This window comes from Paenirhodobacter huangdaonensis, from assembly GCF_004022465.1.
GTDB lineage: Bacteria > Pseudomonadota > Alphaproteobacteria > Rhodobacterales > Rhodobacteraceae > Rhodobacter > Rhodobacter huangdaonensis.
Genome location: NZ_SAVA01000006.1, coordinates 175,080 through 187,709, shown reverse-complemented (window position 1 = coordinate 187,709; position 12,630 = coordinate 175,080). Strand labels below are relative to the sequence as shown.

The 12,630-nt window shown below is 69.0% G+C and carries 9 protein-coding genes; 2 read left to right on the top strand and 7 right to left on the bottom strand.

The window, feature by feature from the left end:
- Position 1 precedes the first annotated feature (1 nt).
- A complete protein-coding gene (locus EOW66_RS11890) occupies positions 2–763 on the top strand; it encodes an EcsC family protein (protein ID WP_128156559.1) in 762 nt (253 codons plus the stop codon).
- 122 nt (positions 764–885) lie between these two features.
- Here the strand turns inward: EOW66_RS11890 and ptsP are convergent, their stop codons facing one another.
- Both ptsP and EOW66_RS11880 read right to left on the bottom strand, forming a co-directional pair.
- Positions 886–3,132, bottom strand: coding sequence for a phosphoenolpyruvate--protein phosphotransferase (gene ptsP / locus EOW66_RS11885; RefSeq protein WP_128156558.1), 2,247 nt, complete (start codon positions 3,130–3,132; stop codon positions 886–888).
- A 49-nt stretch (positions 3,133–3,181) separates the two neighbouring features.
- On the bottom strand, positions 3,182–4,444 hold the full coding sequence (locus tag EOW66_RS11880) for an aspartate kinase (RefSeq protein ID WP_128156557.1): 1,263 nt from the start codon (positions 4,442–4,444) through the stop codon (positions 3,182–3,184).
- A gap of 180 nt (positions 4,445–4,624) precedes the next feature.
- Here EOW66_RS11880 and EOW66_RS11875 point away from each other — a divergent pair, with 180 nt between their 5' ends.
- On the top strand, positions 4,625–6,169 hold the full coding sequence (locus tag EOW66_RS11875; RefSeq protein WP_128156556.1) for a pyruvate kinase: 1,545 nt from the start codon (positions 4,625–4,627) through the stop codon (positions 6,167–6,169).
- A gap of 175 nt (positions 6,170–6,344) precedes the next feature.
- On the opposite strand, the gene EOW66_RS11870 is transcribed toward EOW66_RS11875, so the two are convergent.
- The 5 genes from EOW66_RS11870 to EOW66_RS11850 form a co-directional block, all read right to left on the bottom strand.
- The gene (locus EOW66_RS11870; RefSeq protein ID WP_128156555.1) at positions 6,345–6,989 is read right to left on the bottom strand and encodes an SDR family oxidoreductase; all 645 of its coding nucleotides are present in this window, start codon (positions 6,987–6,989) and stop codon (positions 6,345–6,347) included.
- 61 nt (positions 6,990–7,050) lie between these two features.
- Positions 7,051–7,497, bottom strand: a complete 447-nt coding sequence (locus tag EOW66_RS11865; RefSeq protein ID WP_128156554.1) for a DUF1178 family protein — start codon at positions 7,495–7,497, stop codon at positions 7,051–7,053.
- A gap of 68 nt (positions 7,498–7,565) precedes the next feature.
- On the bottom strand, positions 7,566–8,018 hold the full coding sequence (locus EOW66_RS11860; protein WP_128156553.1) for an NUDIX hydrolase: 453 nt from the start codon (positions 8,016–8,018) through the stop codon (positions 7,566–7,568).
- A 138-nt stretch (positions 8,019–8,156) separates the two neighbouring features.
- On the bottom strand, positions 8,157–9,398 hold the full coding sequence (locus tag EOW66_RS11855; protein WP_164881105.1) for a 3-deoxy-D-manno-octulosonic acid transferase: 1,242 nt from the start codon (positions 9,396–9,398) through the stop codon (positions 8,157–8,159).
- A gap of 157 nt (positions 9,399–9,555) precedes the next feature.
- Positions 9,556–12,624: an efflux RND transporter permease subunit gene (locus tag EOW66_RS11850; protein WP_128156551.1), complete on the bottom strand. Its 3,069-nt coding sequence runs from the start codon at positions 12,622–12,624 to the stop codon at positions 9,556–9,558.
- Between the last annotated feature and the right edge of the window lie 6 nt (positions 12,625–12,630).

The following is a 12,630-nucleotide window of genomic DNA, read 5'->3' as shown; positions in this document are numbered from 1 at the left end:
GATGCCGCCAGAAATCCTGTTGCCCGTCACCGATCCGAAACTCGTGACCGAGCTTGATGCCCTTGCCCGGCGCCACCGCGGTGCCTCGGGCCCGGTGATGCAGGTGCTGGGCTTTCTCGGCGGCTCGGCCGAGGGGCTGGTGAACCGGCTGCCGGCGGGCGTGCGGTCGGGGCTCGAAGGCGCGACCGAGCGCGCGCTCGACACCGCGATGGCGGCGGCGCGCCGCTCGCGCGGGGTGGTGGCGGACCGGCCCGACTGGGTGAACACGGCGCTTGCCACCGCGATGGGCGCGGCGGGCGGCTTTGGTGGCCTGCCCGGGGCGCTCGCTGAACTGCCCTTCACCGTGACCATGCTGTTGCGGGCGATCCAGGGCATCGCGGCCGAGCACGGCTTTGACCCGGCCTCCGACGAGGTGCGGCTTGAATGCCTGCGCGTCTTCGCCTCGGCCGGGCCGCTCGCGCGTGACGACGGCACCGACATGGGCTTCTTCACCGCCAAGGTGACGATCACCGGCACCGGGGTGTCGGGGCTGATCGCCCGCGTTGCGCCGCGGCTGTCGGTGGTGCTGGGCGAAAAGCTCGCGGCACAGACGGCGCCGGTGCTGGGGGCGGTGGCGGGCGCCGCGGTCAATTATGCCTTCACCAGCTATTATCAGGAAATCGCCCGGGTGCATTTCGGCCTCAAGCGCCTGGCCCGCGACAGCGGCGAGGACGAGGGGCTGTTGCGCGAGGAGCTGGTGGCGCGGATCACCGCCAGACGCTGACAGAAGGCGCCTCCGGCGGGAGTATTTCCACCAGGAAAAGCCCGGGGGCCCCGAAGACCGCGAGGGAGCTTTTTCTTGGCCCAAATACTCATCTTCCCCCGCCGCCCGCGCGGCATGGGGCCTCAGAGCGTGGCGAGATAGGCCATCACCGCGGGCCGCACGCTTGGCGCGCCGGCCTTCCTCGCCGCAAGGATCACCCGCCGCAGCGCGTCGAGGTCGGCGCGCCGGATCAGATGCTTGACCGGGCCGATCGAGGCCGGGCGCATGCTGAGGCTGTGGATGCCGAGCGCGGCGAAGGTCAGCGCCTCGACCGGGCGGCCGGCATCCTCGCCGCAGAAGCTGAGTGCCGTGTGCGAGACGTCGCAGCGTGCGATGATCCGCTCGATGAAGGTCAGGAAGGCGGTGTCGAGCGTGTCATAGCGGCGCCGCACGCGCTCGTTCTCGCGGTCGGCGGCGAAGAAGAACTGCTTCAGGTCGTTGCCGCCGATCGAGATGAAATCGCAGGCCTCGAAGAAGCTGTCGGGGGCGAAGGCGAGCGAGGGCGTTTCCAGCATCGCGCCGATCTTCAGCACGGCGGGCACCGGCCGGCCGCGTGTGGCCTCGCGGTCGCGCTCGTGCAACAGCGCGGCACGGGCCTCGTGGAACTCGTCGGGCGTGGCGATGAAGGGGAACATCACCGAGAGCGGGCGGCCTTCGGCGGCGCGCAGCAGCGCCTGCAACTGCATCCGCAGCACGCCGGGCTTGTCGAGCCCGACACGGATTGCGCGCCATCCCATCGCCGGGTTCGGCTCGTCTTGCGGCTTCATGTAGGGCAGGACCTTGTCCGAGCCGATGTCGAGCGTGCGGAACTGCACATGCTTGCCATCGGCCGCGTCCATCACCCGCTTGTAGAGCGCGGCGAGCTCTCCGCGCCGCGGCACGCGCGAGCGGATCAGGAATTGCAGCTCGGTGCGGAACAGCCCGACGCCATCGGCGCCCGAGCTCATCAGCGAGGGCAGGTCGGCCATCAGCCCGGCGTTCATCATCAGCGCCACGGTCTTGCCCGACAGGTCGGTGGCCGGCAGGTCGCGCAGGTCGGCGTAGCGTTTCTGCGCCTCGGCGGCCATCGCGATCTTGTCGCGGAAGGCGACGGCGACGGTTTCCTCGGGGCGCAGATGGACGATGCCCTGATCGCCGTCGACGAGGATCGGATCGCCGTTCAGGGCCTCGTTGGTGATCCGCTTGGCATGGATCACCAGCGGGATCGCCAGCGCGCGGGCGACGATCGCGGCATGGGAGCCGACCGAGCCCTCCTCGAGCACCACGCCCTTCAGCCGCCGGCCATAGTCCAGAAGTTCGGCCGGGCCGATGTTGCGCGCGATCAGCACCGGGTTCTCAGGCAGTTCCGCCCCGGTGTCGCGGCCCTGGCCGGTGAGCAGGCGCAGCAGCCGGTTCGACAGGTCGTCGAGGTCGTGGAGACGTTCGCGCAGGTAGGGGTCGGGGGATTGCTCGAGCCGGGCGCGCGCACTCGACTGTTCCTTCTCGACCGCCGCTTCGGCCGAGAGGCCAAGCGCGATGTCCTCGCCCATCCGCCGCACCCAGCCGCGCGAATGCGCCAGCATCTTGTAGGCCTCGAGCACCTGGCGCTGGTCCTTGTCCATCGCCACCGAGGCAGTCAGCATCTCGTCGATCTGCGCCTGCAGCGAGATCACCGCCTCCTCGAGACGGTGCTGCTCGGCCTCGGGGTCGTCGCCCACGGGGTTCGTGACCACGACGCGCGGCTCGTGCAGCCAGACCCGGCCCTCGGCGGCGCCTTCCTGGCCGGTGGTGCCGCGGAACATGACGGGGAAGCGATGCGTCGCGCCGATGCCGTTATGCTCGCCGGTGAAGGCGCCGAGCTCGGTCATTTCCGCGAGCACCATCGCCACCACCTCGAGCCCGTAAAGCTCGTCTTCGGAGAATTCGCGCGCCTCGCGCGACTGCACGACCAGCACGCCGAGCCGCTCGCCGACGCGCTGGATCGGCACGCCGAGGAAGCTCGAATAGATCTCTTCGCCGGTCTCGGGCATGTAGCGGAAGCCGGGCTCGGAGGGCGCGTTGCCGGTGTTCACCGGCACCCCGGTGCGCGCGACGCGGCCGACGAGACCCTCGCCAAGCCGCATCCGGGTGTGGTGCACCGAGTCGGGGTTGAGCCCTTCGGTCGCGCACAGCTCGAGCGTCTCGGGGTCGCGGAACAGGTAGATCGAGCACACATGCGTGCCCATCGAATCCGCGATCAGGCTGGTGATCCGGTCGAGCCTGTCCTGCCCCCCGCCGGGGGTGGCAAGCGTGTCCCGCAGACGCCGCAGCAGGCTACGGCTGCGGCTGTCGCTCTCGCTGCGATCCGGCATCGACCTCGCGCGCCCCGCTTCTTGCGTTCAGGGGCCTGACCCGGTCAGATCAGGCCGCTTTTTCCAGTCCGAAAGCATCATGGAGGGCCTGCACGGCCAGTTCCATATATTTTCGGTCGATCAACACCGAAATCTTGATCTCGGAGGTGGTGATGACCTTGATGTTGATGTTTTCCGCGGCGAGCGCATCGAACATGCGTGCCGCGACGCCGGCGTGCGAACGCATGCCGATGCCGACGACCGAGACCTTCGCCACGTCGGTGTCGATGATCAGCTCGTCATAGCGGATCAGATCGGCGGCCTTGGCATCCTCGAGCGCCTTCTGCGCCCGGGCGACCTGGTTGATCGGGCAGGAGAAGGTCATGTCGGTGACGGCGCCGCTGTGGTGCTCGTCATAGTCCTTCTCCGAGATGTTCTGCACGATCATGTCGACGTTCACGCCGGCTTCGGCCAGCGGCCCGAAGATCGCCGAGGCGACGCCGGGGCGGTCCTCGATGGTGAACAGCGTGATCTTCGCCTCGTCACGGGAAAAGGCGATACCGGAGACGGCTTTCGATTCCATGATTTCATCCTCACCGCAGACAAGGGTTCCAGAATTTTCATCGGTGTCCTCGAAGGAGGACAGCACCCGCAGGCGCACATTGTAGCGCATCGCCAGCTCGACCGAGCGGGTCTGCAGCACCTTCGCACCGAGCGAGGCGAGCTCGAGCATCTCCTCGAAGGCGATCTTGTCGAGCTTGCGCGCCTTCGACGAGACGCGCGGGTCGGTGGTGTAGACGCCGTCGACATCGGTGTAGATATCGCACCGTTCCGCCCCGAAGGCGGCGGCGAAGGCAACGGCGGTGGTGTCCGAGCCGCCGCGGCCGAGGGTGGTGATCCGGCCCTCGGGCGACAGGCCCTGAAAGCCCGCGACCACGGCGACCTTCATGCCCTCGGCGAATTTCGCGTCGATATTGGCGCGCGGGATGTCGACGAAGCGGGCCGAACCATGCGCCGAGGTGGTGTTGATCGGCACCTGCCAGCCCTGCCAGCTGCGCGCCGGCACGCCCATCTCCTGCAGGCGCAGCGCCATCAGCCCGGCGGTGACGTTCTCGCCCGAGGCGACGACCGCATCATATTCGCGCGCATCATAGAGGGGCGAGGTCTGTTCGACCCAGCCGACGAGTTCGTTGGTCTTGCCCGACATGGCCGAGACGATGACGATGACGTTATAGCCACGGTCGACCTCGCGCTGCACCTTCGCCGCCGCATTCGCGATCCGGTCGAGGTCGGCCACCGAGGTGCCGCCGAATTTCATGACGAGAAGCGGCATGATACCCCCCCTGAAACGCCGCGGCCCTCTGCCCCGGACTTTGCGCTTCTGCTAGCGGAAGGGGGCGGCGCTTGCAAGAGCGCGCCTGTGCCGCAAGGCGTGATCTGGCCGTCGTGCGATTGTCACGCCGCTGTCACCCGGCGGGCGTAGCCGGAACCGCGGGAAGCGAGGAGGATCGCGATGAGTCGTGCAGAGGTTGAAGGACGCGAGCGGCGCGCGCAGGCGCGGGGTCTCTACCGGGCGCTCGAAGGGCTGCGTGCGGACATGGCGCGACGGGCTGAGACGACGCTCGAGGCCTGGGACGGCAAGATCCTGCGGCCCGAATTCATGCCCTCGGCGCGTAACCTCGCCGATTACCTGGCGTTGCGGCGGGGCGATCTGGTGCCGTTTCAGGCGCCGCTGTCCTCGCTCGGGCTGTCCTCGCTCGGCCGGTCCGAGGCGCATGTGCGCCCCTCGCTCGATGCCGTGCTCGCCTCGCTCGCGCTCATTGGCGGCGAGGGCGCGGCGGATTACCCGCCGGTCGAGATCTTCGCCGCCGGTCCGGCGCGGCTTGCGGCCCGGCGCGACGCCCTCTTCGGCGCGCGTCGCGGCAATCCGAACACCCGGATCATGGTCACCCTGCCCTCGGAGGCGGCCGAAGACGCCGCGCTCGTCGCCACGCTGATCGCCTCCGGGGCCGATTGCATGCGGATCAACTGCGCCCATGACGGGCCCGACGCCTGGTCGGCGATGATCGGCCATGTGCGCCGCGCCGCCGCCGCGGCCGGGCGGAGGGTGCCGGTGCAGATGGACCTGCCCGGACCGAAGCTGCGGGTCGAGACGGTGGCGCCCGGCAGGGGCGAGAAGGGCGCGAAGAAGGAAAAGCTCGAGGCGGGCGAGACCGGGCGGCTGTTCGAGGGCGACCGCTTCGAGGTGGTCGAGACGCTGGCGGCGAAGCCGGATCTGGCGCAGATCACCCTCAGCCACCCGGCGCTGATGGCGGCGATGGAGGTGGGGGGCGCGCTCTGGATCAACGACGGCAAGATCCGCGCGAAGATCCTCGAGGTCAGCCCGGGCCGGGTGCTGGCCGAGATCACCGGCACGCCGGGCAAGGGCGCGAAGATCAAGGCCGAGAAGGGGGTGAACCTGCCCGGCGTCGACCTGCGGGTGCCGGCGCTGACCGAGGAGGACCTCGGCGATCTCGACTTCGTTCTGGCCCATGCCGACATCATCGGCTTTTCCTTCGTGCAGACCGGCGCGGACCTGCGCGCGCTCTTCGCTGTGCTCGCGGCGCGGGCGGAGCCCGCGGGCGAACACACCGGCCCCTCGCTGATGCTGAAGATCGAGACCCCGCTTGCGCTGCGCAACCTGCCGGCGCTGATCGTCGAGGCGGGCGGGCGGATGCCGGTCGGTGTGATGATCGCCCGCGGCGACCTTGCCGTCGAGATCGGCTTTGAACGGCTCTCTGAGATCCAGGAGGAGATCCTGTGGCTGTGCGAGGCGGCCGAGGTGCCGGTCGTCTGGGCGACGCAGGTGCTCGAAAGCATGGTGAAGGACGGTCAGGCGAGCCGCGCCGAGATGACCGACGCGGCGATGAGCCAGCGTGCCGAATGCGTGATGCTGAACAAGGGGCCGCATCTTGACGACGCGGTCCTCTTCCTGCGCGACGTGCTGGTGCGGATGGACCGCCACACCAACAAGAAGTCGCCCCGGCTCGGCGCCCTCGGCCTCTGGCACGATCTTTGAGGGCGGACTGCGGCGGGGGGCGGGCAGGGGGCGCTGCCCCCTCGGCCTTCGGCCTCACCCCCGGGATATTTGGAGCAATTGGAAGCGCAGGAATGCTCTCCTCTTCCAATCGCAGCCAAATATCCCGGGGGTGAATGCGCCTTGGGCGCAGAGGGGGCAGCGCCCCCTCCTTTTCTTAGAACGGCAGCGGCGTGCCGTCCCAGGCCTCGAAACAGCCGGTGGTGTCGGGCCCGAGCGCGTCGAAGCGTGCGGCAAGGCCTGCGGCCGAGGTCCCGGCCGCGATCTGCGCCCCGGGGCCGCCCATGGCGGTCTTCACCCAGCCGGGGTGATAGATGCCGACCGAGATCCCCTCGGGCTTCAGATCGGCGGCGAGATTGCGCCCGAGGTTCAGCACCGCCGCCTTCGAGGCGCGGTAGATGTAGCTGCCGCCAGGGGCGTTTGCATCCGAGGCCATCGCCGAGGACAGGATCGCGATCTTGCCCTTCGCCGCGCGCAGGTTCGGCAAAAGCGCCTGGATCGTCAGGAAAACGCCGGTGACATTGGTGGCGAAGCCCTGCGCCCAGAGCGGCGCGGCATAGCCGGTCTCGAGCTCCTGGCCCTTGTCGGGGTAGATCCCGGCGTTGCACACGAGCAGGTCAAGCGGCAGCCCGTTCAGCCGCTGTGCCAGCGCCACTGCGCTTTTCGCTGCGGTGACGTCGAGTGGCAGCAGGTCGCCTTCGGGCAGGCGGGCGGTGCCGAAGGCGGCGCGGCCCGCCTCGCGGTAGTGGGTGAGCAACGCTGCGCCGAGGCCGCGGTTCGCGCCGGTGATGAGAATGGTCATGTGCTTCTCTCCCTTGCCATTTTTCCGCAGCATGCGCCTTGCGGCGGCGGCTGCAAGGGGGTCAGTTCGTCTTGCGCGGCGGCAGGAAGGGCAGGGGCGTCACCGCGATCCCTTCCTCGAGCAGGGCGCGGGCCTCGTCCGGCCGGGCCTCGCCGCGGATCGCCCGCTCCGGTTTCTCGCCCGAGTGCATCGCGCGGGCCTCGTCGACGAAATCGCGCCCGACGTCATCGGAATTTTCCTCGATCACCCGGCGCATCTCGGCCAGTGCCGCCTCGAGCGCGCCCTGCGGTGTGCTGAGCGGATGCGCGGCGGTCGCGGGGGCAGTCTCGGCGGCGGTGTCGCGGGCGGGGCGCAGGGCGGGGGTCATCAGCGCCTTCTCGACCACCGTCGAGCCGCAGACCGAGCAGGCCACCATCCCGGCCGCGCGCAGCTTCTCGAACGCCTCGGCGGAGGCGAACCAGCTGTCGAAGCTGTGGTCCTGATCGCATTTGAGCGTATAGCGGATCATCGGCGGCCTGCGGGAAAGGGATTTCCCTGAGATAAGCGAAGCGGGGCCGAATGCAAGCCCGGGCCGGCTCAGCCGCGCGGCAGCGCCCGCAGCAGTGCGGCAAGCTCGGGTTCGGCCACCGATTTCGCCGCCTTCTTCGCGGTCATCCATTTGCGCCGGCGCTGGCCCTTCTCGGGGAATTTCGCCGCCAGCCGTTCGACCCGCACCGGATGCACCTCGACGCGCGAGGGCATCGGCTTGCCGGAAACGAGCTCCTTCAGCGCGCCATAGCTGCCGAGCGCCGCGCCTGCGAGATGGCCGACGACGCCCGCCTCTTCCCAGGCCTCGGTCAGCGCCGTCTCGCCGCCGGACTTGCCCGCCATCGGCCAGCCCTTGGGCAGGATCCAGCGCCCCGTGTCGCGCGAGGTGATGAGCAGCACTTCAATGCGCCCGGCCTTGCGGCGGGTGCAGAGGGCTGCGAACTGGACCGGCACCGCTCCCTGCGCGTCGCGCAGGAGGGCCAGCTTTCTTTCGAATTTCATGGCCTCGCCCGTGGTTGCGGCTGCTGTGCCGCTTGATCTTCTTGTAGGTAAAAAAATAGGGCGAAATGCCGCAGATTTCCATAACAGCCATGTAACGGTTCGGCGAAGAATTGCTGAAATTGTCGGGAAGTGCCCGTTTCAGCGGCGTTTCTGGGCGTCGATCCGGGCCAGAAGCGCCTGTGCGAGGCGGGCAGGCGCCCCTTCGGCGGCGAGAGCGGCGAGGGCGCGGCGCGCAGCGCGGGCAAGATCGGCCTGCGTTGCGGGGCTGATCGTGAAACCGGCGGCCAGGCTTTCGGCATCGTGCACCCGGATCGCGCCCTGCGCGGCATCGAGGGCGGCGAAGGCCTCGGCATGGTTGAAGACCGAGGGGCCGTGCAGCAGCGCGCAGTCCGCGGCGGCGGGCTCGAACGGGGTGTGGCCGCCCTTTTCCACAAGGGTGCCGCCGATGAAGCAGATCCCTGCCGCGGCATACCAGTTCGCCATCTCGCCCATGGTGTCGGCGAGCAGCACCGGCGCCGCGGCGGGCTCGCCCGTCGAGCGGGTGGCGAAGGCAAGGCCGCGGGCGGCGATCAGCCGGGCAACCTCGGGGCCGCGCCGCGGGTGGCGCGGCGCGAGGATCAGCCGCAGCGCGGGCGAGGCCGCGCGGGCGCGGGCGAAGGCGTCCAGGACGATCTCCTCCTCGCCCGCGTGCGTTGAGGCGGCGAGCAGGGTCGTCTCGCGCGGCCAGCCCAGGCTGACATCGGGTTCGGGCAGGCGCACGGCGGTCTTCAGGTTGACGACCGGCAGCGTCGCGCGGGCGGGCAGGCCGAGGGCGCGGAACTCGGCCTCGGAGGCCGGGTCCTGCGCCGAAAGCGCGGTGATCGCGCGCATCAGCCGGGGGCCGAGCCCGGTCCTGCGCCAGCGCCGGGCCGAGCGTGCCGACATCCGCGCGCCGATGGCGAAGACCGGCAGGCCGCGGGCGGCACAGCCGAGCAGCCGGTTCGGCCAGAGCTCGTTTTCGACCACGATCAGCGCGGCGGGGCGGTGCCGCGCGAGAAACCGGGACAGCGCCCAGCGGCTGTCGAGCGGCGCCGCCCGCACCGCGATCCGGTCGTCGCCCCAGCCCAGTGCCATCGCCCGGGCGGTGACGGTGTTCGTGCTGACCAGAAGCCGCAGCCCCGGTCGCGCGGCAAAGAGCGCGGCGATCAGCGGTTGCGCCGAGACGAGCTCGCCATTCGAGGCGGCATGGAGCCAGATCGCCCCCGGCGCCGAGGGCGCGCCGCCGCCAAGCCGTTCGGTGAGTGCCGCGGCAGGCTCGGCCCCGCGCAGCACCCGCAGCCCGAGCCGGATCAGCAGCACGGGCAGGGCAAGCGACAGGAGCAGGCGATAGAGAAACAGCACGGGCAGGTCCGGGGTGAGGTCGCGGCATCAAAGCGGGGCGGGGCGGTGGATGCAAGGGGCCGGCGGATGGGGGGGCGGCAGATGGCGCGGCCTCCGAAACGCAACTGCCCCCGGACGGGCCGGGGGCAGCGGGGTCTTGTGCGGCAGGGCAGGGGGCTCAGCCCGCCGCCAGCCGTTTCTCGCGCGCCTTTTGCATCGCCGCGTCCGAGGGCGCGATGAAGGTGTAGAACATCGGCACCACGAAGAGCGTGAACATCGTGCCGATCAGCAGGCCCGAGAACATCACGATGCCCATGGCCTCGCGCGCGGCGGCGCCGGCGCCCTTGGCGATGACCAGCGGCACGACGGCAAGCGCCATCGCCGCGGTGGTCATCAGGATCGGCCGCAGACGGGTCTTGGCGGCAAGCACGATCGCCTCGCGCCGGGTGTGGCCGTGCTCCTCGCGCTGCTGGTTGGCGAATTCGACCATCAGGATGCCGTGCTTGGTGATCAGCCCGACGAGGGTGATCAGCCCGACCTGGCTGTAGATGTTCAGTGTGCCGAGCCCGAGGTTGAGCGGCAGGATCGCGCCGAAGATCGTCAGCGGCACCGACATCAGGATGATGAACGGGTCGCGGAAGCTTTCGAACTGCGCCGCCAGCACGAGATAGATCACCAGCACCGCGGCGCCGAAGGCGAGCGCGATGGTATTGCCCTGCTTCACCTCGAGCCGCGACTGGCCCGAATAGTCGATGAAGAAGCCCTCGGGCATCACCTCCTGGGCGATCTGCACGATCGTGGCGAGGCCGTCGCCGGTCGACTGGCCGGGCATCGGCAGTGCCGAGATCGTGGCCGAGTTCAGCTGGTTGAACTGTTCGACCGTCGAGGCCATCACCCCGGTCTCGATCTTCACCACCGAGGACAGCGGCACCATCTCGCCGGTCGAGGCGCGGACGAAATACTGGCCGAGCTGTTCGGGGTTCGCGCGGAACGACTTCGGCACCTGGGTGACGATGTCGTAGGAGTTCGAGTCGCGGTCGAACTGCGCCACGGCCGGGCCGCCGACGAGCAGGCCAAGCGTGTTGCCGATCTCGGCGACCGAGACGTTCAGCGTCGCGGCGCGGTCGCGGTCGATCGTCACCCGGACCTCGGGCGCATCGAAGTTGAGCGAGTTCTGCACCATGATGAACTTGCCCGATTTCTGCGCCTTGATGCGGATCTCCTCGGCCACTTCGGAGACCCGGTCGGGGGCGTGGATCGACTGGATCACCACCGAGATCGGCAGCCCGCCGCCGGTGCCCGGCAGGGTGGGAGGCGCGAAGGCAAAGCCCTTGAGCCCGGTCGAGGCGTCGATCGAGGCCTGGATCTGCGTCTGGATTTCCTTCTGGCTGCGGGCGCGATCGCCCCAGTCCTTCAGCGCCCAGATGTAGATGCCCTGGTTCTTCTGGCCGCCGAACCCGGCGATCGAGAAGTAGGTGCGCAGCTCGGGGATGTCCTTGGTGTCGGTGCCGATCCGGTCGATGTATTTCGCGGTGTAATCCGAGGTCGCATAGCGCGGCCCGGTCAGCATCGCGATCACCGCGCCCTGGTCCTCTTCCGGCGCGAGCTCGGTCGAGGTGTGGATGAACATGAAGCCCATCACCGCGATCAGCACGACAACCACCGTCACCGTCACCGGACGGTAGTCGAGCGAGCCGTTGACCCGCCGTTCGTACCAGCCCGCGAAGCGCTCGAAGGTCTTGTCGATCCAGGCCTGGAAGCCCGAGGCATGACCCGATTTCAGGATCCGCCCCGACATCATCGGGGTGATGGTGAGCGCGATGATGCCGGACAGGATCACCGAGCCCGCCAGGGTGAAGGCGAATTCCTTGAACAGCGCGCCGGTCAGACCGCCGGTGAAGCCGAGCGGCGAGAGCACGGCGGCAAGGGTGATCGTCATCGCGATCACCGGGCCGGTGATCTCCTTCATCCCCTGCACCGCGGCCGGGATCGGTTTCATCCCGTCCTCGATATGGCGGTGGATGTTCTCCACCACCACGATCGCGTCGTCGACGACGAGGCCGATCGCCAGCACCATGGCCAGCAGCGTGAGCAGGTTGATCGAATAGCCAAGCGCCAGCAGCACCGCCATCACGCCGATGAGCGAGAGCGGGATGGTGACAATCGGCATCAGCACCGAGCGCAGCGAGCCGAGGAAGAGCAGGATCACCACGATGACGATCGCCACGGCCTCGCCGATGGTCTTGAACACCTCGTCGATCGAGGCCGAGATCTGCTCGGTCGTGTCATAGACGAGCTCGATCTTCATCCCGTCGGGCAGCGCGTTGTTGATCGCCGGCAGCTCGTCGCGCACCGCCTGCGCGGTGTCGAGCGGGTTCGCCGCGGGGGTGGGCGAGAGCCCGATGAAGGTGCCCTGCCGGCCGGCGAAGGTGACGATCTCGCCCGAGTCGTCCGAGGCGAGCTCGACCTTTGCCACGTCGCGCAGCCGCACCACCTTGTCGCCGGTGGCGCGGATCGGCAGCGCGCCGAAGGCCTCGGGCGACTGCAGCGTCGATTTCAGGGTGATCGACTGGGTGACGTTGATGTTCTCGGTCTTGCCCGGCGCCGACAGGAAGTTCGAGGCCTTGATCGCCGCCAGCACCTCGGAGGCGGTGACGTCGCGCGCGGCCAGCTTGTCGGGGTCGATCCAGACCCGCATCGTGTAGTTCGCGGCGCCGATGATGCTGACCTCGGCGATGCCCGAGATCGTCGACATCCGCGGCTTGATCACGCGCTCGAGGTATTCGGTCAGCTGCTCGGGCGTCATGTTCGGGTTGATCGCCGCGAGGTACATCAGCGCGAAGGTGCGCCCGGTGCCCTTCACGATCACCGGGTCATCGGCTTCGGAGGGCAGCTTGCCGCGCACCTGCTGCACCTTCGCCAGCACCTCGGTCAGGGCCGCGTCGGGGTCCGAACCGAGCTTCATGTTGACCGACACCACCGAGGCGGAATTCACCGAGGAGGAGGTGACGTAGTCGATGTTCTCGGTCGTCGCCACCGCCTCGGCGATCGGTGCGGTGATGAAGCCCTGGATCAGGTCAGGCGAGGCGCCGGCGTAGGTGGTGGTGATCGTCACCACCGTCTCGTCGACCTTGGGATATTGCCGGACCGGCAGGTTGAAATAGGCCTGGATGCCGAGCAGCAGCATGAAGGCGCCGACCACCGTCGACAGGACGGGGCGTCGGATGAAGATTTCGGTGAAATGCATCGCGCG

Coding starts and splice junctions, on each gene's coding strand:
- EOW66_RS11880 (WP_128156557.1), bottom strand. CDS start 4,444: ATGCCGCTTCTCGTCATGAAATTCGGCGGCACCTCGGTGGCCGACCTC.
- EOW66_RS11865 (WP_128156554.1), bottom strand. CDS start 7,497: ATGATCCGCTATACGCTCAAATGCGATCAGGACCACAGCTTCGACAGC.
- EOW66_RS11870 (WP_128156555.1), bottom strand. CDS start 6,989: ATGACCATTCTCATCACCGGCGCGAACCGCGGCCTCGGCGCAGCGTTG.
- EOW66_RS11890 (WP_128156559.1), top strand. CDS start 2: ATGCCGCCAGAAATCCTGTTGCCCGTCACCGATCCGAAACTCGTGACC.
- EOW66_RS11875 (WP_128156556.1), top strand. CDS start 4,625: ATGAGTCGTGCAGAGGTTGAAGGACGCGAGCGGCGCGCGCAGGCGCGG.
- EOW66_RS11860 (WP_128156553.1), bottom strand. CDS start 8,018: ATGAAATTCGAAAGAAAGCTGGCCCTCCTGCGCGACGCGCAGGGAGCG.
- EOW66_RS11850 (WP_128156551.1), bottom strand. CDS start 12,624: ATGCATTTCACCGAAATCTTCATCCGACGCCCCGTCCTGTCGACGGTG.
- ptsP (WP_128156558.1), bottom strand. CDS start 3,132: ATGCCGGATCGCAGCGAGAGCGACAGCCGCAGCCGTAGCCTGCTGCGG.